The sequence below is a fragment of the Leifsonia sp. A12D58 genome (assembly GCF_047530025.1).
Lineage (GTDB): Bacteria > Actinomycetota > Actinomycetes > Actinomycetales > Microbacteriaceae > Cryobacterium.
Genome location: NZ_JBLJAT010000002.1, coordinates 471,938 through 490,210, shown reverse-complemented (window position 1 = coordinate 490,210; position 18,273 = coordinate 471,938). Strand labels below are relative to the sequence as shown.

The following is an 18,273-nucleotide window of genomic DNA, read 5'->3' as shown; positions in this document are numbered from 1 at the left end:
TACCGGGCTGTCCTCCACCGCGTGTCCTCCTCGACAACGCTGCCCGATGCGCAAAACTCAGAGGAGTCGGCGGCATCTCAGGCCCGCCGTGGAGACGCCCGGCGGCACCCCGACGGCCGGCGTCCGCAAGTCGGGGGTGCCCATTGTCCAGTCGCAACACACGTCAGCTCGCCCGCGGGCTCCTCGCCGCGATGACGGTGGCGGCCCTCGCGCTCGCTCTGCCACCGCCCGCGAGCGCCGACCCGTGGAAGCCGGGCGCACGCCAATACGCGGGGGTGGGCGCCGCATCCACATCCGTCCTCTGGGATGTGCTGACCAACGGGCGCGCGAACATCGCCGCCGGTGTGCCCCAGGCTCCGGATGTCGCATCCTTCGACCCCGTCGGAAGCCCCACGATCGTCACGAAGCCGGGCGCCACACCGATCTCGCGCCCGACGACAGAGGCCGCGGGATTTGCGGCGCTCCGTGACTCGCCGGAACAGGTGGACTTCGTGCGTTCCGCGAACCGTCCGGTGAACATCGCGGGCGTCGCCGACGACGCTGTGACGTACCTGCCGACCGGGCGCGATGCGGTGAGCGTCGCCGGCTTCCGCTTGGCGCCCGGGCTGGACAACCTCACACGGGAGGAGCTCACCGCGATCTACACCTGCACCTCGGCGGGCAATGTCCGCACCTCGGTCTTCGGCGCGAACGCTGTGGTGGTCTATGACGACGGGGCGTACATCCTCCAGCAGCTGCGCCCGCAGCTACCGGCAGAGGGGACTGACGTGCGGGCCTTCTTCCTCCGCGCCATCGGTGTGACGACACCGGGCGCATGCGTCCGCGGGGGCTCGGCGACGCCCGAGAACGACGCGAGAGTGCTGAGCGTGCAGGGGCAGATCATCCCGTTCCTCGCGTCGCAGTGGATCGCTCAGAAGAACAACATGGTGAACCGTACGATGACCGTCGACGTGCACACGCTGTTGAGTATCAACGGCGAACGTCCCATCGACGATCGGTACAACCCGGACCAACCTCCGCTCATGCCGGGACCGCTGTTCGGGCGCGGGGCGTACCCGCCGGGCACGCAGCGCGGTGTCTTCACACGCGACGTCTACGCCGTCATCCGCACCGCCGACCTCGCGTCACCGCTCACCGCTGCCCTCACCGCGCCACTCGCGACAGGCACCGGCCAGCTCGCGCTCAACCGGGCTGGCTACAAACGGGTCGACTACCTCGGCGACCCGCGTCAGTTTTTGGGGGCGGCATACCCAGAGTGACAGTCGCGGGCGGCGACAGCGGCGGGCGGCGACAGCAGGAGAAGTTCCGATCACGCTCTTCCCCGTAGTCGCAGTCGTAGTCACAGTCGCTGACCATGTTTTCGTCCCGAGAGCCGATCGATCAGGACAGATCGCATCAAGCCATAACTCGCCTGGGCCGGTATCGCACGGCGACTGTCCCCGACCGGAACTCATGGCGGTCCACGAGTTCGAGCTGGATGCGCTCACGCAGACCGGCAAGCAGGGTCGGCCCGTGTCCGGCAAGGACTGGCTGCACCAGGAACTCGTACTCGTCGATCAGTCCTAGATCTGCCAAGGCCAGGGGGAGCGTCACGCCTCCGACCCACAGGCCATCGCCTGGCTCCTGCTTGAGCCGCTGAACCGCTTGCCTCAGGTCGCCTTGCACCAGTTCCGCGTTCCAATTGACCTCGCTCAGCGTGCTCGACACGACGTACTTCTTCGCCCGGTCGATGGTCTCGGCGAACGGGATCTGCCAGTCATCCATCCAGTCAGGCCACGTGCCCGTGGCCGGCTTCTGCCACGCCGACGCCATCATTTCGTAGGTCACCCGGCCGAAGAGCAGGGCATCGGCTCGCTCCAGCTGAGCGGTCCAGTAGCGCATCGACTCGTCGTCAGGGGGGAGTCCTGCCTCGTGATGGCAGCAGCCGTCGAGCGTGACGTTGATCGAGTATCGAAGTGGTCTCATCTCGTTGCTCTCCTTACAACGGCTGCGCCGGAGTCGGCCAGGCCCGATGCTCCCGGGGGAGTGGTGCGGTTCGCGGCAAGGAACGGCAGGGCCAGGCCCGCAGCGAGTGCCCCGAGGGCATCGGCGGCGAGGTCGCCGATCGTGTCGCTGTAGCCGACATAAATAGGAGCGATTGCGAGAGTGTATCCGGCCCATTCGAGCCCCTCCCAGAGCGCCCCCGCCGCCACCCCGAATGCGACAGTGACCACGACCAGCCCGCCGCGATGGCCTGTCCCGGCCGGCAGCAGCCCGCTGCGCTGCGCGGTGATCGTAGCCAGAGCGGCCAGGAGCCCGGCGAGGAGGAAATGGATGAGCTTGTCCCAGCCGAAGACCTCGGTGTACAGGTGAAAGACGTTGCTCCACGCTGCGACGAGCACAACGAGCCCGGTGGCGACGTCGACCGCCGCACGCACACCGAGCGCCCGGGGCACCAACGCCCCCAGCAGCGCAAGCATGAAGATCGCGACCTGCACCGCGCCCCATCCCCATCCAGCCACGACGACGCTCAGTGCAATGAGAACGCGGATGCCGTCCGCGACGTATTCGCCGGGCCGCACGGGTGGTCGCAGAAACGTTGCGATCACGGCTGCTCCCTCCGAACGGCGCGCATCGACCTTCACGGGTTCGCCTCCCAGCGGATGAGCGCATGCACCGGTTCGTGATCGGAGACGGCCACGGAACCGAACCGAACGGGGTTCACCCCGGCAGCCTCCACTCGGGCGGTCGTACTCACGAGCACCCAGTCGACCCGGCGGCCGCCCTGCCGAGGAGGTCCGTAATTCGAGTAGGTGTCCCACGCCGGGCTCAGCCGCTGGGAGGCCGTGAGCCAGGTGTCGGCGAGAAGACGATCTGCACACAGCTCGCTGGCCACGCCAGACGAGGGTCCGGCGTTGAAGTCGCCCATCACGATGTGGGGCACGTCGAGGGCGCTCGCGACCCGGCGGATCTGGCGGGCCGACGCCAGCCTCGACCGCGCGGAGAGGTGGTCGAGGTGCGTCACGATGACGTGGAATCGCGTGCCCAGCTCGTTGTCCTCCAGCTCTGCCTGCACCGCGATCCGGGGCAACACATTGCCATAGGAGCGGGAGCCGGGCACATCGGGGCGATCAGAGAGCCACCATGTTCGCGAGCCGATAAGGCGTAAGCGGATGATGTCGAATCGGATCTCGCAGCGCTCGCCGTCGTGGTTCGCGCCTCGACCGCTGCCCACCATCGCGTACCGCCGCCCGAGCATCCGATCAATATCGTCCGACTGCGCAGGCATCACTTCTTGCAGGCCCAGGATGCTCGGTCGCTCGGCCTCCAGCACGCGGCGCAGGAGCGGGCGCCGAGTGCTCCATCGCTGTTCGGCACGGGTGGGCCACAGCGTTGGACGGCGCACATTGAGCGTCATCACGTGAAGCCACGGCGCGGCCACCGGGCCGATAAAGGGGACGCTGGCGGACATCACATCGCCTCAGCCCTCGCGGTGCCGGCGAAGAGATCGGGCCGCTGCGCCGACATGAATCGAGCCGACATGGATCACTGTGAGTGCTGTCGCGGTGTCGCGCCAAGCGCAGGGGTTCATGGCCGCCCTTCGACGAGGAACCGCGGTCGCGGTACCTCCGCCCACGCTACGCCGAGTGCGGCTCGGCGGCCACAGGTTTGACAGTGCGGAGCATGGTGGCTTCTGTCACGGTGGGGGTGTGTGTGGTCGTGTCGTAGACCCGAATCCAGGTGGGTTGTATGACGACGACGGAGAATCCAGTTGATCGTGCGCGGGATCCGGGGCGCTGACGGATGTACTCCGCACCATACGATTCTCGCTCGTCACCTTCGACGATCCGAGCGACACCTTCGATCTGAATTGTGACCGCACCTGCTGTGCCCACGACGACCGCGACGTGTTCACTCGCACGCAGATTTGCGATCTTTCGGGCATCTTCGTGTGTGTTGAAGATCAATGTGGCGTCGTCGAGGATGGCGAGTCCGACGAATGCTGCTTCAGGCCGCCCGACGGCCGTGACTGTGGCGACGATGCCGCTTCGAGCGGCGCTAATGAACTCGACGACGCTGGCAAGATCGTCGGCTTTTACAGATGCGGGCAGCATCGTCACCCCCAGATGGTCACGGCGATGGCGACCAGGTAGAGCAATTGGTAGAGGGTGCGGGGGAGAAGTCGTGTGTGGGGCGCATCGGGGTGCCGCTTGTCTGCCGCAGCGTAGATGTTCGCAGGGAACATCGCTATCAGCAGCAACCCGAGGCAGGCGGCAGAGAACGTCCTGAACTGTGGAAGCAGGAGAGCGATTGCTCCCGCGATCTCGAGCACCCCTGTCACGCTCACCACGATGGCCGGCGCGGGCACCCAGGGTGGGACGATTGCGACCAGTCCTGCGCGTCGACGGGACGTGAAGTGTGAGATTCCCGTCATGAGGAACATCGCGGCGAGTCCGAAGGCGGTCGCCGACGACCAGGAGTCGAACAGGCTGAGAGGCATGAGTAAGCCGATGAGCCGGGCGATGCCGGTGACAACGATCAGAACGATGAGCGGGGCCATGGGTTCAAACTTCCTTTTCGATAAGTGCGGAAAGTGTTCGTCGGTGAAGTTCCTCTGGAGCCGTGCGGCAGGACTGTGCCGTTTCTGTGGGTGCCAGGCAGGAGATCACGGCCACTCAGCGCATGGGGTAGTTCGGAATGTTGTCCTCTGTTGCGAATCTGTCCGTGATCCACATCATCGTGCTGAGCATCAGACGGTTTGTGAAAGTGAGGTTCCGCATTCGGATGCGCCAGGCGGATGGCGGGGCGAGGAAGGGGCCGGCGTGGCCGCTGCGGGCTATCCTGGTGAGTTTGCGCATCCGGCGGTCGTACGCCGCGAATGCCGCGGTGTGGTCTCCGTCGGCGGTGACCAGTTCGCCGGCGAGGATGTAGGCGCCGACGAGGGCGAGCCCGGTTCCGAACCCGCCGAGCGTGTTGGCGTATCCGGCGTCGCCGACGAGAGCGGTGCGGCCGCGGGTGAACGATGTCATGCGAGTGCGGGTGAGGGCATCAAGGTAGAAGTCCGATGCGCCTCGGGATGCCTCGAGCGCGGCGGGCACCCGCCAACCGATGCCTGTGAATGCGGACTCGAGGAGGGCGCGTTGTGACTCGAGGTTATGGCGGTTGTAGTCCTTCGAGTCGGCGCGGAAGACGAAGAGCTGAGGTGCTTTCTGGCCGCCGAGCAGCGCGAGTCGATCGGGTGTGTTGTATCCGTAGGCGATTCCTCGCCCGTCGGGGAGCTGGGTGGGCAGGTCGCCGAGCGGTGCCTCGCCACTCAGGACCGCGTAGTAGTAGCCGTATGACTCGACGAAATTCTTCTCCGGCCCGAATGCCAGCCGGCGCACGGCGGAGTGCACACCATCGGCGCCGATGACGAGATCGAAGGACTCGCGATCCCGGCGCGCGAAGGTGACCTCGACACCGGTGTCCGATTCCGTCATCCCGGTAATCTCGTCGCCGAACACGTACTCGGCGTCCGCGACTGAGTGCCGGTGCAGAATGCCGGCGAGGTCGCCGCGCAGGATCTCCACGTCGCCGCCGATGAACTCGCCCGGGATGACGGCGTTGACTTTGTCGTCTGCGTCGACCATGCGCCAATCTGTCTTGGTGGTCTGCTCGGCACGAACGTCATCCAGGATCCCCATTCGTGTGAGCACGTCGTGGTGAGTACGCCCCTTGAAGTCGACGGCTTGGCCACCGGGTCGTATCTCGGGCGCCTTCTCGACGATCGTCACGTCGAAGCCGTTGCGACCGAGCCAACCGGCGAGTGCGGGACCGGCGATGCTGGCACCCGAGATGAGGATCTTTGCTACGGCCATGGTCATTCCCTTCGCGAATTGCGTCCACTGGAAACAGTAACATTAGCGTACGATGGACGCAATTGTTTGACTGGAGGATCCACATGACCAGCTCGGTGCACGACGACGAGGCAGAGAGCCTCGTCGGCCTCGGCGACGAGACATCCGAATTCCTCTGGGCGCAGCCGGCGCAGGGGAGGCGCGGGCCCAAGCCGAAGTTCTCACTCGATGCCATCGCCGAGGTGGCGATCACCATCGCCGATGACGAGCGACTCGACGCCGTCACGATGCAACACGTCGCGGATCGTCTCGGTACCACCAAGATGGCGCTCTACCGATACGTCCCCGGTCGCGCCGAACTCGATGCGGTCATCCTCGACCGGGTTCTCGGCGAGCCTGAGGAACCGCGGGGCGAAGACTGGCGTGCCGTGCTGACGGCGTGGACCCACGGTATGCACAGCCGTGTGCTGTCGCACCCGTGGAGTGTCGAACTCGCCCAACGCCCGCACACTCCAGGGCCCAGAGAGCTCGCGTGGTTCGAGGCCGGGCTGGGAGCGATGTCGCCGCTCAAACTTCGCGGAAGCGAGAAGCTCGATCTGCTGGCCCTGCTCGTGGGGCACGTCATGTCGCTCGTGCGGCAGCTCGCAGCAACGGCGGCACCGGAAGAGGCTCTCGCCGCGGGTCTCGCCCCGATCCTCGCTGCCCGTGCCCAGGACTACCCCCACACGGCGGCTGCGTTCGCAGAGGCCGCGCAGGAGGGTGCCCAGGACGACGCTCTTTCGTTCGGCATCGAGCGAATACTCGCAGGCATCTCCGCACTGGTTGCGGCACGGTGAGGGAGAGGGAGCAACTCGTGGGCTAACCAGAGTCTCACAATGCAATAAGCGAAAAAGGCGATCCGCTCACCGCCCCCGAAATTCGGGCCGGCGGGCACCCGGCACCCGAAGGTGCCGGGCATCCGTCAGCGGCCCGTGGGCGCGTCGACGCCTTCGACGATCAGCACTCGGTAGTCGGCTGCTGCTTGTCGGTGCGGGAGTGCGGCCTGGTACGCCGGGCTGTTGTACCAGGCGAGCGCATCCGCCACTGTGGGGAACTCGTTGACGACAATCCCGTCCAGAGGCTCACCCTCGAGCGTTGTGATTTCGCCGTACCCGATCACCGGAGTGAGGGGATGTCCGGCTCTCGAGGGACGAGCGGCAGCGGCGTACACGTCAAATTCCGCAGGGTCAGTGACCCGCTCTCGGAGCATGACGACGTAGGCACTCACGCGCTCAGCGCCGCGAACTTCGCCAGCAGAGCGTCGGCGGCAGCAGCGGATGATGCCGGGTTCTGACCGGTGATCAGCAGGCCGTCCTCGACGACGTACGATTCCCAGTCGCCGCCGAGCTTGGTGAGCTCGTCCTCGACCAGGAATGGGACGATATCGGTGAGCTGAACGGCTTCCTCTTCGGAGTTGGTGAAGCCGGTCACCTTACGGCCGGCGACGAGAGGAGTGCCGTCCTCATTGCGGGTATGACGGAGGGCACCGGGAGCGTGGCAGACGAGGGCAATGGGCTTGCCGGTGCGGATGGACGTCTCGATCAGGGTGATGGAGTCCTGGTCTTCGGCGAGGTCCCAGAGGGGACCGTGTCCGCCGGGGTAGAAGACGGTGTCGAAGTCCGCGACGTCGACCGAGTCGAGACGAACCGTTGTCGCTAGCGCCTGCTGGGCCTCGGTGTCGGCTTCAAAACGGTGGGTTGCATCAGTCTGGTTTGCCGGCTCGTTGCTCGTCGGGTCAAGGGGAGGCTGGCCACCCTGTGGCGAGGCGATGGTGATGTCGGCGCCGGCTTCGACGAAGCGGTAGTAGGGGGCTGCGAACTCTTCGAGCCAGAACCCGGTCTTCTTGCCGGTGTCACCGAGCTCGTCGTGGGAGGTGAGGACCATGAGAACCTTCATTGTGTGAAAACTCCTTAGTAGACCGGTCGACTAGTTGGTGGTACGAACCTCAGGGTGCCGGTGGGCCCCGAGGAAGCTTTTAGTGGTGGAGCAAATATTCGGTCAGTGTCAAAGCGTTGTCCATCGGGGTGATGTCCCTCTGGATCTTGCACATGACGCTGGCACCGAGCCAGAGATCGTACAGCGTTTGCGCGGCGACGTCGGGGGCGGAGTCAATCGACAGCGAACCGTCAGTGAGGCCCAAATCGATCATTGACTGAATGCGATCAGTAATACCGGTCGTGCCATTCTTGAGGGCGACGCGGAGTGTTTCGGACAGGTCGGCGACCTCGGCGCCGAGCTTGACTGCCAGGCATTTGCCCTCGCAGTCGCTGAGACCCTGCGTTGCACGCCAGTTCTCCCAGTACTGCATCAGACGAGTGCGTGCATCGAGGTCGGCTTGCCCGAAGATCTCGTCCATCTCGGCGAAATATTCGGTGAAGTACTCCTGGAGCATTGCCTCGCCGAATGCGTCTTTGGAGCCGAAATAGTAGTAGAACGAGCCTTTCGGTACGCCAGCGACTGTGAGAATCTCGGTGAGGCCGACAGCGGCCCAGCCCTTGCGGGCAATCGTGCGCTGCCCCGCATCGAGGATGCTTCGGCGGCTGTCGGTTTCAGTGGGCATCCCAAAAACCTAACAGGTACTAGACCGGTCGTCTACTTCCGAATGTTTATCGGTTGACTGCCGCGGCACGCGACGCCTGAGCATCCATTGCAAGCCTGAAGGGCGCTGGCATCGGACAATCACACGCCTGGCTGTGAACCGTTTCGATGATCAGGAACTTTCATCAGAACCGGGGCGCAATACTACTGTTGCCGTATGCTCACAAACGATCCGCTGCCCAACCACCCCGCTCCGGATAACCCGTCAGGAAAGCTGATTCTCTTGCGTCACGGGGAGACAGAGTGGTCGAAGAGTGGCAAACATACCGGGCTCACGGATATTCCGCTCACGGCCAGGGGAGAGGAACTCGCCCGCGGCGCGGGCCGGTTAGTGGCCGGTTACGATTTCTCGCTCGTGCTGACCTCGCCGTTGCAGCGTGCGCGACGCACCTCCGAGCTCGCGGGTCTTCATGCCGAGGTTGATCCGTTTCTCGTTGAGTGGGACTACGGCGGATACGAGGGGCGCACGACACGTGACATCCGCAGCGAGCTTGGCTATAACTGGAGCGCATTCACCCACGGCGTGATTCGTGGTGACACGCCTGGTGAGACGGTCGAGGAGGTTGCCGCCCGCGCATCGAGGGTGCTCACGCGTGTGCTGCCCGTGTTGGAGCACGGCGATGTCGCCCTGATCGCACACGGCCATTTCCTGCGCATTTTGACAGCCGTGTACCTCAGGTTGGCCCCTCGATTCGGTGCTCAAATCACGTTGGATGCTGGGTCGGTCTCCGTGCTCAGCTACTACCGCGAGCAGCCGGCCATCTTGTCGTGGAACTACGGACCCGAATTGCCCAAGGTGCCCTCAGAGTCCTAAGGCGCAACCGAAGCTGAGGTCTGATTTCTTAGCGCACGCGCTGAGCGGTGAACGGTGTTGCGTTCGCGGTCAGCGCCGAATGGCTTCCTGATCACGTCACCGCTCGGGTCCTCCGACGGCGACTTCCGTTGAGGCGGGATTCGATTTTGTGGTTCACCGAGCCTGATAATTGACTAAGTGATATCTGAAGGGGAATTCGCGATGGAAAGCACCGATAGACGTTCGGGATGGGCACGTTTCTGGGAGAACGGGCGGTGGTGGAAGGCGCTGATCCTTACGGTCGGCTACCTCGCGCTCTATGAGCCGGCTTCTCTACTGATGGCGCCCTTCGTGCCTTTCATCGGCGATGCGGGATCAGCCAGCTATGTTCTAGTTCTCATCGCGATCCCGGTTCTGATCGGCTGCATCATTCTGGTCGGCTTCGGTGCGAGCCTCCGTTGGCTACGAAGCCTGTTCGCCAGGCAATCGATCCGCGGAGGCGGCTGGATGTGGATCGCCATCGCGGTCGTGCTGCTGTTCAACGTGCTGCGATTCGCCAGCATCGACTACTCCGCTGCGGGTTTCGACTGGGTTGCCGCATGGCTCCTCGCGGGCTTGTTCATCGGTTTCTCGGAGGAAGTGCTGACCCGCGGCTATGTCGTGCGGATCATGCGTTCGTCCGGCAAGTCCGAAATCGCGGTCGGTCTGGTCTCTGCGGGGCTGTTCGCCCTGCTGCATGGATTCAACTTCTTCACCGGCCAGCCGTTCGTGTCGACGTTGCTGCAGATGCTTTACACATTCTTCTTCGGCTTCTGCATGTACCTCGCCCTGCGGGTGACCGGAACGATCATCGCGCCGATCCTTCTGCACGCAAGCACGGATCCCAGCATCTTCATGCAGGGCACCTACCCCGCGACGGGCTCCCTCTCGTCGTTCGCCCAGCTCGGCAACATCGTCTTGATCCTCGTTGGGGTGGTGCTGTTGGTTGTGTTCATCATTACCGAGAGTCGTGCCGGTCATCGAAATCGTTCAGGGCTGGTCGATTCCGCGCGGATATCCGAAGGATAGGAAGCGCTTCGGCGCGAGCCTGGCACCAATTGACAAGCCCCTATCGCCGCGGTGTCGTAGCCGCCACGGTCGGAGCTTGTTGACCTCGTCCGTCGTTACCGCAGCAATTCACCTGCCACACATGATCATTCTTGAGCAGGCCGGGAGCGCGATGTGGCTCCCAATGGTTTCCGCCTTGACATCGCCCTCGCGGCCCGGTTCGCTGCAAGAAATGGCCATCGTGATGCTTTGCCGAGGAGTTAACGAAAGCTGGAGGAACCCGCGCTGAGATCGATGTCTCAGCGCACGCGCTGGGCGGTGAACTGCATGCGCGGATGGGCATAGAAGTCCTGAGCCTGCACGAGCTGCAGTTCTCGCTCACCCGATTGATGCGTTAGTTCGATGAGGTCGAACACGCTGGATGCTGTGCGTTCCAGCGCCGCAGCGGCGTCACCTGTCGCGCGGTAGTGCGCCGAGAAGAGCGCCGCGGTGACGTCACCCGATCCATTTGCTTTGAAAGGCAGATGGGGAGTCTGCACGATCCACGCTCCCGCAGCATCCACTGCGAGCATCTCGATGGTGCCATCCTCGCGGTCGGGGCGCTCCACACTCGTTACGAGAACGGTGCCAGGTCCCATGGCCCTGGCGAGATCGACGGATTCGAGTGTCGAGTCGAGCGTCGTTGGCTCGGTTCCGGTGAGGAATCCCAGCTCGAACTGGTTCGGAGTGATGATGTCGGCCACGGGAACCACGCGATCCCGCAGCAGGTGTGGGATCTCTGGCGCCACGAAGCACCCGGACTTCGCGTTGCCCATCACGGGGTCACACGCGTAGATGGCCGAGGGGTTCGCCGCTTTCACCCGCCGCACGGCATCCACGATGACGTCGCCGATTCCGGTGCCGCCCTGGTATCCCGAGAGCACCACGTCGATCTGGGGGAGCACGCCACGTTCCTCGATACCGAGGATCACATCGTGCACATCCTCGGGGGCGATGAGGGATCCGCGCCACGCGCCATACCCCGTGTGGTTGGAGAAGTTCACCGTGTTGACCGGCAGCACCTCGACTCCGATGCGCTGGAGGGGGAACACGGCCGCCGAGTTGCCAACGTGGCCGTAAGCGACGGCGGACTGAATTGAGAGAATCTTCACGACATCAATCTTCCTACTGTCGGAGGGTCAGTGCCGCCGAGGAGCGCCGGTATATGGGTGAATCAGAGGAGCGGATGCTTGTAACGGAACCGCGCGGTCTTCATGAAGCTTTCTGGATGTTCTCGAAGAACCTCAGTATTCTCGTCGAACCGCACCTCAGAGCTCGATTTGCGCCTTCCGGGCGGCGACGAGACGACGGACGGCGTCATCCGGCAGTGGATGCTCGGGCTGGAAACGGATCGTCCCTTTGTCCAGTCCGATTCCGGGATGACTCGCTAAATCATCGGCGATAGCCGCCACCGACTCGGGACTGAACGGGTATACGCCGATGTGTTTCTTCGCCCGCATCACCGACAGCAGCGGCTTGCCGTTGTGCACGAGCGCCGGCATCCCGTAGCCCTTTCCCTGCTCGGCGCTGGGCACCTCCTCCCAGGCGATCGCATAGAGCCGGGCGATCACGTCACGATCGGCCGGGTCGAGTGAGGAGAGGTAGTCATCGATGGTACCCATGGCTATACCTTGCCACCGCAGCCTGAGCCGCAACAGCCCAGCGCTCGCCGGGATCGACCTCGACAATGAAGTGCGCGACCCCGGCATCGTGGATGCTGAAGGTGGGCGCTGGCTGGGTTGGCGCCGATCACGCGTTCTCGAGCTCGGCGATCACTATCTTCTTTTGCTGCATCATCACCTGGATCTGCTCCGGGCGACGCATCAACTCGCCCATGTTCGCGGGGATGATCTGCCAGCTGAGGCCGAACCGGTCCTTGCACCACCCGCACTGCTCCGACTCGGGCACGTGTGAGAGCCGTGACCAGTAGTGGTCGATTTCTTCCTGGTCTTTGCAGGACACGACGAATGAGATGGATTCGCTGAAGGTGAAGTCCGGCCCGCCGTCGAGGCAGACGAAGTCCACACCGTTCAGACGGAACTGGCCGTTCAGCACCTTGCCGGTCATGCCGACGAAATGCTCATCGAGCGACTCGTTGGGATACTCGTCGATCGACAGGATTCGGGAATTCGGGAACACGTCGACGTAGTATTCCATCGCCTCGCGGGCCTGATCGTCAAACCACAGACACGGTTGGATGGGTGAGAGCTCGGCCATGGGAAACCTCCTCGTTCGCACTGTTGCGGTGCGTCCACGCTACGCGGATGCAGCGGCGCTGGCGAGGGCACACCGGTGCCCCATCGCGGTTTTACTGAAGCCCGGTGCCGTTGTCGCGATATCGGGGGCGCTTATTGCAGTGCTGTTGCCCAGCCGATGAAGTTCCATGGGCGCACATAGTGCACGACGCCGTCTCGGAAACTGTAGGAGCCATCGAGGTCCGGCGTCTCGCGGCTGATAGATGAGGGCTCCGTCTCGACGTAGCCCTCAGTCAAGAGTTGTGTTTTCAGTGCTTCCCATGCCGTCGCATCCCGCTCCCAGTTTGCATATCTGACCACGGCATCGGTGCCCGGCCTGGTCCACTGGCATCGCAAGCCGTCAGCTCCGACGAACTCATCGATGTCTCCGGTCGACCCTGCACCGCGAAAGGTCAGACCGTCATCGAGGATCATTTCCATGCGTTCAGCAGTGAATGCAGTGTCGCAGGTGATGGGCTGGACTTCCTCCTCCGGCTCAGGCGCCAGCGTGTTGGTGGCAGTCGCCGTTGGCGTTGGGGCAGCGGCCGCGGTCTCGGGCGGCGGCGTTGCTACGCATCCGGCCATCGTGGTCGCCAGCCACATTGTTATGACAACCGCACTTGCCTGCCGAATTCCCCTGGAGCTCATGGTCTGAACTTACTAGTACCGGATTACGCCACTCAGGCTTCGCTGCACCCAGATCAGCGGCCAGGTAGAAATTGATGAAGGCGGCGATCTTGCGCAAGCTGAGCTCTCTCGAGCCTGTTAGTGTCGCGGACTCCCGCAAGATCTGCGCGCAGTCAGAACTGGACGCCGCCGAACGGAATCGTGGGCAGGAAGGGGACTACCGACGGCGCGCGCCCCCACCCGAAGATGTACGAGACTACAACCGCAACCACGACCGCCATGATCAGTCGCGCCCACCACGGGCGGAACCATGGTGGGACCATGATCGCGGCGAACACGAGCAGCGCGCACAGACTCGCCAGAATGACTCCAGAGGCATACTCGACCTGCTGAGAATTTGCGTCCGTTCCCCAGCAGCCACCGTAACCGCACCATCCCAGCCGGGCCGCAAACCAGAGCGGATATCCGATCAGAAGCGCTAGCGGCACAGTCCAGAACAGGTGTCTGACTGATTTGCTGAAACCCGTTGGTTCCTTGTGGCGTGTTCCCCTGTTAGCCAATATCCGATGCTCCCGAAGTGGTGAACCTTCCGGATTGGATCGACGCGTCCCCGGGCGTAGCAGCACGAGGCAGGTTTGCTGCCACATTTCCTTGCCATCGGCTCACAACGACTGCAAACGCTTCGTTGTTGAGCGGCCTGAGTCGCACGGGATGGCGTGCTTGCGGTGAAATTGGGACCGTGGTGGCGACAACGACACTGGTCCCTGAGCACCACGTGCAAGAGGAATGAGCGTCGGGCTGGCTGTTGCTAGCAAGACGGCGATTATCAGGACGTGAACATTGCGTCGCTTTTTGCGTGCTGGAGGAAGCCGAGTTGATTGCAATTTTCCATCGTCCAATGTCTTCATTAGTCGCCTCTCACCCATGGTCCTTCGCCTCGTCTCCTGACGATCAACTCTCCGGAGGGCTCTTGAATCCCGCCCCCGCTTCCCAGAGGGTGACGCCTGTTTTTGAAGCAACTCCCGTGGCCGGGTGATGACCGGCCCGCGTTGATGCTCTGAAGGTACCCATCGTGGCATCAAACAACTGTTCGGGCGGCAGTTTTCGGGGTCAGATTTGGGCAGATCCGTCCGGACTCGGAGGTTGGCAGACGCAACCCGAACCGGTAAATTCATCAGTGAACGTGACACGATTCGAGGAGGTGAGCCCGATGCACACACTGTCCACTCTGGGCGCTCCTTCGAGTTCACGATCACGCGACTGACATAGCCGTCGCGAGGGAGCGCCACACGCACTCTCAGAAAGCTACGACTATGAATCAATCAACTCAGACCTCGTTGGAAACGACCTCTCACGACGCCTCGGAACCCCGGGCCCGCACAGCACTGGTGCTGGGCGGTGGCGGATCGACGGGCAATGCCTGGCTCATCGGCGTGATTGCCGGTCTGTGTGAGGCCGGCCTGGATGCGACCGCGGCCGATCTACTCATCGGAACGTCGGCCGGATCGACGGCCGCTGCGCAAATAACCAGTACGACCCCGGCCCACCTGCTCGCCGACATCCTCGCCGCTGCAACTGCGCCACTAGCTGGAGCGGGCGGATCCGCTCGTGGCCCTGCGCCGATTCGGTCGGTCGGCAACCAGCTTGAGACAACGGGCGCGATCATCGCTGCCGCCGTTGATGCCGCCGACATGCGTCGCCGGATGGGTGCGTGGGCACTCGAAACGGATGCGGCGTCCCCTCGGTCGGCGCAGTGGCGCGCGACCGTCGCCGCTCGGCTGCCTCATCAGTTTTGGCCTGAGCGGCGGCTGCTCATCACGGCGGTAAATGCCGATACCGGTGAACCGGTCGTATTCGACCGTCACAGCGGGGTGGATTTGGTGGACGCGGTGGCCGCGAGCTGTGCGAGTGGCTTCGCGTACAGAATCGGTGACAACCGATACATCGACGGCGGATACCGGCGAAACGAAAATGCCGATCTGGCAGGCGGATCCGCACGAGTGCTGGCGCTGGTGCTGTCGCCATTCGGCGGCAGGTCACGGCATCCGTTGAAGTGGGGGATGGGCCTGGCAACACAAGTCGACGAGCTCCGCGCAGGCGGCAGCAGAGTCGAAACGATCTGTCCGGATAGCGACTCCGAGAACTTGTTTGGCACCAATGCGATGGATCTGTCGTTGCGTCCGCCTGCTGCCCGCGCTGGTTATGACCAGGGCAGAGATCGGGCCGCGCAGCTCACTGAATTTTGGCGCTGACGCTGACAGAACCCAACCGTTCTCATCGGCGACAACGACAGCGACGGGGCCAGCAGGATGAAGGGAGCACTGTCTATCTGGGGATCCGGTGAAACCTCTTTCGGTTACGCTCCCGCACGCGTAGGTTGAGATATATCGCGTTTGCAGTAGTGAGGCTGCGGCGGAGAATCACGGAGGTGCATTTTCATGGACTCGAAGCATTCGACTCGAAACGGGAGGCGTCGGCTATGGACGCCCTGATCTGGGTTCTGCTTTCGCTCCTGGCATTCGCGGTCATCTCGTGGGCCGCTGTGTTCCTGATCGTGCGGGCGTTGTATCGCCGTGTCCGGCGCAGTCGTGCGGTGAACAGTGCAGTTTTGAAGAGTCGTGCGCAGCTCAGCTGGGGTTTGCGCCGCAAGGTGCTCGCGCTGCAATTGCAACTCGATCAGGCCCTCGACAGCGGACGGGCTGCCATCGACCTCGCCGTTCGCAGCGATGGACGTCGTGGCGACCTTCCCCGGCTGTTCCGGCGCATCGAGGACGAAGCGGCAATTCTTCGGGCGCAGTTGCGCCTAATGGAGAGCGAGACGGATTCCGCCGCGCTGGCCGATGCGCTTGCTGCAGCGAGCCTGTCGGTCGACCAGATTTCCGACATGATCCGCGAGCTGAGGGCATCCGTCTCTGCCGGTCTCGGCGACCCAACCGGAGACGCGCTCTCGGCCCTCCATGCCGAGGTCGACCTGGAGGTGGCTTCGTTGCACGCGGGACTGGTGGAACTGGCAAACCTTAACCGTTACGACCGCGTCGAAAACGCCGCCACTCAATACCTACCAACCAAGCCCCAGCCCAAAGGAGTCCAGTCATGAGTGACAACACCCAACGGATGCGCACTATCTTTCGCACCAAGACATCCAAGGCGCTCACTCGGATGGAGGACCCACGCGATGCCCTCGACGACAGCTACGAGCAGCAGGTGAAGCTGCTGCACCAGGTACGCCTGGCTGTCGCCGAGGTTGCAACGGCAAAGAAGCGCATTGAATTGCAGGGCGAGGAGATGGGTGCGCGCCACCGCCGTCTCGGTGAGCAGGCAGCTGAAGCGATGGCGCAGGGGCGCGAAGACCTCGCGCGCGCTGCCCTCCAACGCCGCGCCGCGCTCGAAAGCCAGGTGACGAAGCTGCAGGAGCAGCACGCCTCGCTGCAGAAGCAGACGTCTCAGCTGCAAGAGCGGGAGCGTCGTCTGGCAGAGCAGATCGCCGCGTTCCGCATTGAGAAGGAGACGATGAAGGCGACGTACAGCGCATCCGAGGCGCAGGTGCGGGCGAATGAATCGGTTGCGGGCATTGGCGCCAACATGTACGATGTCGGCGCCAGTCTCGATCGCGCGCGCGATCGCGTCGCCCAGATGCAGGCTCGCGCGCAGGCGACAGACGAATTGCTCTCGAGCGGTGCCCTGCAGGATCTGACCGGGGCACCGGACGCCGACATCGAGCGCCAGCTGGCCGAGCTCGCGTCACGAGCCGACATCGAACGCCAGCTCAACGCGATGAAGAAGGCTGACGAAAGCCGCAGCTCCGGCATGAATGTGCACGCCCCCGACGGATGGCTCAGCATCGGGCAGGCGCCGCCGACGCCCTAGTGGCAGGGCGCTCGCCCGCGAGCTTCGATCCCAGCGCTGATACGTTGACCGAATGAATAACTTGTCAGTCAGCGCTGAGATTGCAGCCTTCGTTGCCGAGCGCGACTGGGCGCAATTTCACTCACCCGAGAACCTCGCGAAGAGCATCGCCATCGAAGCCGGCGAGTTACTTGAGTGCTTCCAATGGAACGCTGACGCCAACGATGCGCGTGTGCGAGAAGAACTCGCTGACGTGCTCACCTACTGCCTCATGCTTGCAGACCGAATCGGGGCCGACCCGAACCAGATCATCCTCGACAAACTCGCCGTGACGCGTCAGAAGTATCCGGTCGAGAAGGCACGGGGGAGCAGCGCGAAGTATGACGCCCTCTGAGATAAGGCGGTTGGACTTCATGCGAGAAGCCGTCGATGATTGGGCGCCGCGCGACAATCGCAACATCAGCTAACCGGCGTACGTAACGCTGTTCCTGCCGCGCCACTCGTAATTCCTGCGGGAGCGCGAGGCTAAATCAACGGAGCGCGCGCAGGTATCGCTTTCGCACGACGTGCTGCGCGATTCGCAGCAGCGGGTAGAGAACACGCCAGGGCTGCTGTGGCGCGGCCCGAGTCAATGAACGAACAGTGAGGTGAATCTCATCGCCGAGGCGGTGAACGACAAATGCCTCTTCACCGCTAACGGGATGCCCTGGCAGCGTGCGGTACGCGAACCCCACTCGATTCGGCTGCTCAACGACGGAGACGACTTCCACCGGTTCGATGATGGTCGTTCCGAGCAGCTGGGCGGTGACGTCCACGCGGTCACCACGCGACACTGGACCAGTTGAGTTCACCGCAAACCCGCTGGCCGTCTTCACCCGCCACCGGAGTACGTCGTGGGCAACGCGCTCCCATGTGGTGTCTCCAGCTCCCACGACCGCGGACACCGCTGAGCGGCGGTACTTGCGTTCGCTCGGCGGCCAGCTTTCAAGCTCTGGATGGGTCATACCTCTGATCGCCTTCCTCAATGATGGTCGGCGTGCTGCGCGGTTCTCCGCCCTGGCAAACGCCCGTGAGGCAAGGCACGTCCGTCGGTCAGACTACCCGCAGCGCACGTCGAGCGCTCGAGTGCGACACGCTCCCGGAGGACCCATCCGCGGAGCCCGACCCTCGGCGCGTTGCTGAATTCCCGTCCCATATTCAGGAGTACCATCGAGGCGAACGTGACACGATTCGA

At 63.6% G+C, this 18,273-nt stretch carries 23 protein-coding genes; 8 read left to right on the top strand and 15 right to left on the bottom strand.

The genetic code is table 11. The annotated features are described in order from the left end of the window. Positions 1-143: 143 nt before the first annotated feature. Positions 144-1,259, top strand: a complete 1,116-nt coding sequence (locus ACMT3I_RS08205) for a hypothetical protein (protein WP_414803978.1) — start codon at positions 144-146, stop codon at positions 1,257-1,259. A gap of 136 nt (positions 1,260-1,395) precedes the next feature. Here the strand turns inward: ACMT3I_RS08205 and ACMT3I_RS08200 are convergent, their stop codons facing one another. From ACMT3I_RS08200 to ACMT3I_RS08175, 6 genes are all read right to left on the bottom strand, one after another. Continuing rightward, complete coding sequence (locus tag ACMT3I_RS08200) at positions 1,396-1,965, bottom strand: dihydrofolate reductase family protein (protein ID WP_414803977.1); 570 nt, start codon at positions 1,963-1,965, stop codon at positions 1,396-1,398. After that, complete coding sequence (locus tag ACMT3I_RS08195; RefSeq protein WP_414803976.1) at positions 1,962-2,588, bottom strand: hypothetical protein; 627 nt, start codon at positions 2,586-2,588, stop codon at positions 1,962-1,964. Before ACMT3I_RS08195 ends, ACMT3I_RS08200 begins: the two co-directional genes overlap by 4 nt. A 32-nt stretch (positions 2,589-2,620) precedes the next feature. After that, positions 2,621-3,451 carry an endonuclease/exonuclease/phosphatase family protein gene (locus ACMT3I_RS08190; protein ID WP_414803975.1) on the bottom strand — a complete coding sequence of 277 codons (831 nt, stop codon included), beginning with the start codon at positions 3,449-3,451 and terminating at the stop codon, positions 2,621-2,623. Between the two features lie 166 nt (positions 3,452-3,617). Beyond that, on the bottom strand, positions 3,618-4,094 hold the full coding sequence (locus ACMT3I_RS08185; protein WP_414804040.1) for a pyridoxamine 5'-phosphate oxidase family protein: 477 nt from the start codon (positions 4,092-4,094) through the stop codon (positions 3,618-3,620). A gap of 2 nt (positions 4,095-4,096) precedes the next feature. Continuing rightward, positions 4,097-4,540, bottom strand: a complete 444-nt coding sequence (locus tag ACMT3I_RS08180) for a hypothetical protein (protein ID WP_414803974.1) — start codon at positions 4,538-4,540, stop codon at positions 4,097-4,099. A gap of 115 nt (positions 4,541-4,655) precedes the next feature. Then, on the bottom strand, positions 4,656-5,837 hold the full coding sequence (locus tag ACMT3I_RS08175; protein WP_414803973.1) for an FAD-dependent monooxygenase: 1,182 nt from the start codon (positions 5,835-5,837) through the stop codon (positions 4,656-4,658). 83 nt (positions 5,838-5,920) lie between these two features. Here ACMT3I_RS08175 and ACMT3I_RS08170 point away from each other — a divergent pair, with 83 nt between their 5' ends. Continuing rightward, positions 5,921-6,652, top strand: coding sequence for a TetR/AcrR family transcriptional regulator (locus ACMT3I_RS08170; RefSeq protein ID WP_414803972.1), 732 nt, complete (start codon positions 5,921-5,923; stop codon positions 6,650-6,652). Positions 6,653-6,777: 125 nt separating this feature from the next. Here the strand turns inward: ACMT3I_RS08170 and ACMT3I_RS08165 are convergent, their stop codons facing one another. From ACMT3I_RS08165 to ACMT3I_RS08155, 3 genes are all read right to left on the bottom strand, one after another. Beyond that, positions 6,778-7,083, bottom strand: coding sequence for a DUF1330 domain-containing protein (locus ACMT3I_RS08165; RefSeq protein ID WP_414803971.1), 306 nt, complete (start codon positions 7,081-7,083; stop codon positions 6,778-6,780). Beyond that, positions 7,080-7,751, bottom strand: a complete 672-nt coding sequence (locus ACMT3I_RS08160; RefSeq protein WP_414803970.1) for a type 1 glutamine amidotransferase domain-containing protein — start codon at positions 7,749-7,751, stop codon at positions 7,080-7,082. Before ACMT3I_RS08160 ends, ACMT3I_RS08165 begins: the two co-directional genes overlap by 4 nt. A gap of 79 nt (positions 7,752-7,830) precedes the next feature. Then, a complete protein-coding gene (locus ACMT3I_RS08155) occupies positions 7,831-8,415 on the bottom strand; it encodes a TetR/AcrR family transcriptional regulator (protein ID WP_414803969.1) in 585 nt (194 codons plus the stop codon). Positions 8,416-8,610: 195 nt separating this feature from the next. Between ACMT3I_RS08155 and ACMT3I_RS08150 the strand changes: the two genes are divergently transcribed. Both ACMT3I_RS08150 and ACMT3I_RS08145 read left to right on the top strand, forming a co-directional pair. Beyond that, positions 8,611-9,267: a histidine phosphatase family protein gene (locus ACMT3I_RS08150; protein ID WP_414803968.1), complete on the top strand. Its 657-nt coding sequence runs from the start codon at positions 8,611-8,613 to the stop codon at positions 9,265-9,267. Between the two features lie 201 nt (positions 9,268-9,468). Then, on the top strand, positions 9,469-10,314 hold the full coding sequence (locus tag ACMT3I_RS08145) for a CPBP family intramembrane glutamic endopeptidase (protein ID WP_414803967.1): 846 nt from the start codon (positions 9,469-9,471) through the stop codon (positions 10,312-10,314). Positions 10,315-10,592: 278 nt separating this feature from the next. Here the strand turns inward: ACMT3I_RS08145 and pdxY are convergent, their stop codons facing one another. The 5 genes from pdxY to ACMT3I_RS08120 form a co-directional block, all read right to left on the bottom strand. After that, entirely contained in the window at positions 10,593-11,444 is an 852-nt protein-coding gene (gene pdxY, locus ACMT3I_RS08140; RefSeq protein WP_414803966.1) for a pyridoxal kinase PdxY, read from the bottom strand. A gap of 156 nt (positions 11,445-11,600) precedes the next feature. Next, positions 11,601-11,954, bottom strand: a complete 354-nt coding sequence (locus tag ACMT3I_RS08135; protein WP_414803965.1) for an iron chaperone — start codon at positions 11,952-11,954, stop codon at positions 11,601-11,603. Positions 11,955-12,081: 127 nt separating this feature from the next. Next, the gene (locus tag ACMT3I_RS08130; RefSeq protein WP_414803964.1) at positions 12,082-12,549 is read right to left on the bottom strand and encodes a VOC family protein; all 468 of its coding nucleotides are present in this window, start codon (positions 12,547-12,549) and stop codon (positions 12,082-12,084) included. A gap of 131 nt (positions 12,550-12,680) precedes the next feature. After that, positions 12,681-13,214, bottom strand: coding sequence for a hypothetical protein (locus tag ACMT3I_RS08125; RefSeq protein ID WP_414803963.1), 534 nt, complete (start codon positions 13,212-13,214; stop codon positions 12,681-12,683). Between the two features lie 152 nt (positions 13,215-13,366). Further along, positions 13,367-13,753 (bottom strand): hypothetical protein, encoded by a 387-nt coding sequence (locus ACMT3I_RS08120; RefSeq protein ID WP_414803962.1) that lies wholly within the window; start codon positions 13,751-13,753, stop codon positions 13,367-13,369. A 753-nt stretch (positions 13,754-14,506) separates the two neighbouring features. On the opposite strand from ACMT3I_RS08120, the gene ACMT3I_RS08115 reads away from it, so the two are divergent. The 4 genes from ACMT3I_RS08115 (at position 14,507) to ACMT3I_RS08100 (ending at position 17,433) form a co-directional block, all read left to right on the top strand. After that, complete coding sequence (locus ACMT3I_RS08115) at positions 14,507-15,445, top strand: patatin-like phospholipase family protein (protein WP_414803961.1); 939 nt, start codon at positions 14,507-14,509, stop codon at positions 15,443-15,445. 227 nt (positions 15,446-15,672) lie between these two features. Further along, positions 15,673-16,290: a hypothetical protein gene (locus ACMT3I_RS08110; protein ID WP_414803960.1), complete on the top strand. Its 618-nt coding sequence runs from the start codon at positions 15,673-15,675 to the stop codon at positions 16,288-16,290. Next, positions 16,287-17,060 carry a PspA/IM30 family protein gene (locus ACMT3I_RS08105; RefSeq protein WP_414803959.1) on the top strand — a complete coding sequence of 258 codons (774 nt, stop codon included), beginning with the start codon at positions 16,287-16,289 and terminating at the stop codon, positions 17,058-17,060. The genes ACMT3I_RS08110 and ACMT3I_RS08105 overlap by 4 nt, the downstream gene beginning before the upstream one ends. 52 nt (positions 17,061-17,112) lie before the next feature. Further along, on the top strand, positions 17,113-17,433 hold the full coding sequence (locus ACMT3I_RS08100) for a nucleotide pyrophosphohydrolase (protein ID WP_414803958.1): 321 nt from the start codon (positions 17,113-17,115) through the stop codon (positions 17,431-17,433). 136 nt (positions 17,434-17,569) lie between these two features. On the opposite strand, the gene ACMT3I_RS08095 is transcribed toward ACMT3I_RS08100, so the two are convergent. Beyond that, the gene (locus tag ACMT3I_RS08095; RefSeq protein WP_414803957.1) at positions 17,570-18,043 is read right to left on the bottom strand and encodes a DUF1990 family protein; all 474 of its coding nucleotides are present in this window, start codon (positions 18,041-18,043) and stop codon (positions 17,570-17,572) included. Positions 18,044-18,273 lie beyond the last annotated feature (230 nt).

What these genes read in the sequence shown, in the direction of transcription:
- ACMT3I_RS08200 (WP_414803977.1), bottom strand. Translation starts at nt 1,965, where the DNA reads ATGAGACCACTTCGATACTCGATCAACGTCACGCTCGACGGCTGCTGC.
- ACMT3I_RS08190 (WP_414803975.1), bottom strand. Translation starts at nt 3,451, where the DNA reads ATGTCCGCCAGCGTCCCCTTTATCGGCCCGGTGGCCGCGCCGTGGCTT.
- ACMT3I_RS08185 (WP_414804040.1), bottom strand. Translation starts at nt 4,094, where the DNA reads ATGCTGCCCGCATCTGTAAAAGCCGACGATCTTGCCAGCGTCGTCGAG.
- ACMT3I_RS08180 (WP_414803974.1), bottom strand. Translation starts at nt 4,540, where the DNA reads ATGGCCCCGCTCATCGTTCTGATCGTTGTCACCGGCATCGCCCGGCTC.
- ACMT3I_RS08175 (WP_414803973.1), bottom strand. Translation starts at nt 5,837, where the DNA reads ATGGCCGTAGCAAAGATCCTCATCTCGGGTGCCAGCATCGCCGGTCCC.
- ACMT3I_RS08170 (WP_414803972.1), top strand. Translation starts at nt 5,921, where the DNA reads ATGACCAGCTCGGTGCACGACGACGAGGCAGAGAGCCTCGTCGGCCTC.
- ACMT3I_RS08160 (WP_414803970.1), bottom strand. Translation starts at nt 7,751, where the DNA reads ATGAAGGTTCTCATGGTCCTCACCTCCCACGACGAGCTCGGTGACACC.
- ACMT3I_RS08155 (WP_414803969.1), bottom strand. Translation starts at nt 8,415, where the DNA reads ATGCCCACTGAAACCGACAGCCGCCGAAGCATCCTCGATGCGGGGCAG.
- ACMT3I_RS08150 (WP_414803968.1), top strand. Translation starts at nt 8,611, where the DNA reads ATGCTCACAAACGATCCGCTGCCCAACCACCCCGCTCCGGATAACCCG.
- ACMT3I_RS08145 (WP_414803967.1), top strand. Translation starts at nt 9,469, where the DNA reads ATGGAAAGCACCGATAGACGTTCGGGATGGGCACGTTTCTGGGAGAAC.
- ACMT3I_RS08135 (WP_414803965.1), bottom strand. Translation starts at nt 11,954, where the DNA reads ATGGGTACCATCGATGACTACCTCTCCTCACTCGACCCGGCCGATCGT.
- ACMT3I_RS08130 (WP_414803964.1), bottom strand. Translation starts at nt 12,549, where the DNA reads ATGGCCGAGCTCTCACCCATCCAACCGTGTCTGTGGTTTGACGATCAG.
- ACMT3I_RS08125 (WP_414803963.1), bottom strand. Translation starts at nt 13,214, where the DNA reads ATGAGCTCCAGGGGAATTCGGCAGGCAAGTGCGGTTGTCATAACAATG.
- ACMT3I_RS08115 (WP_414803961.1), top strand. Translation starts at nt 14,507, where the DNA reads ATGAATCAATCAACTCAGACCTCGTTGGAAACGACCTCTCACGACGCC.
- ACMT3I_RS08110 (WP_414803960.1), top strand. Translation starts at nt 15,673, where the DNA reads ATGGACGCCCTGATCTGGGTTCTGCTTTCGCTCCTGGCATTCGCGGTC.
- ACMT3I_RS08105 (WP_414803959.1), top strand. Translation starts at nt 16,287, where the DNA reads ATGAGTGACAACACCCAACGGATGCGCACTATCTTTCGCACCAAGACA.
- ACMT3I_RS08100 (WP_414803958.1), top strand. Translation starts at nt 17,113, where the DNA reads ATGAATAACTTGTCAGTCAGCGCTGAGATTGCAGCCTTCGTTGCCGAG.
- ACMT3I_RS08095 (WP_414803957.1), bottom strand. Translation starts at nt 18,043, where the DNA reads ATGACCCATCCAGAGCTTGAAAGCTGGCCGCCGAGCGAACGCAAGTAC.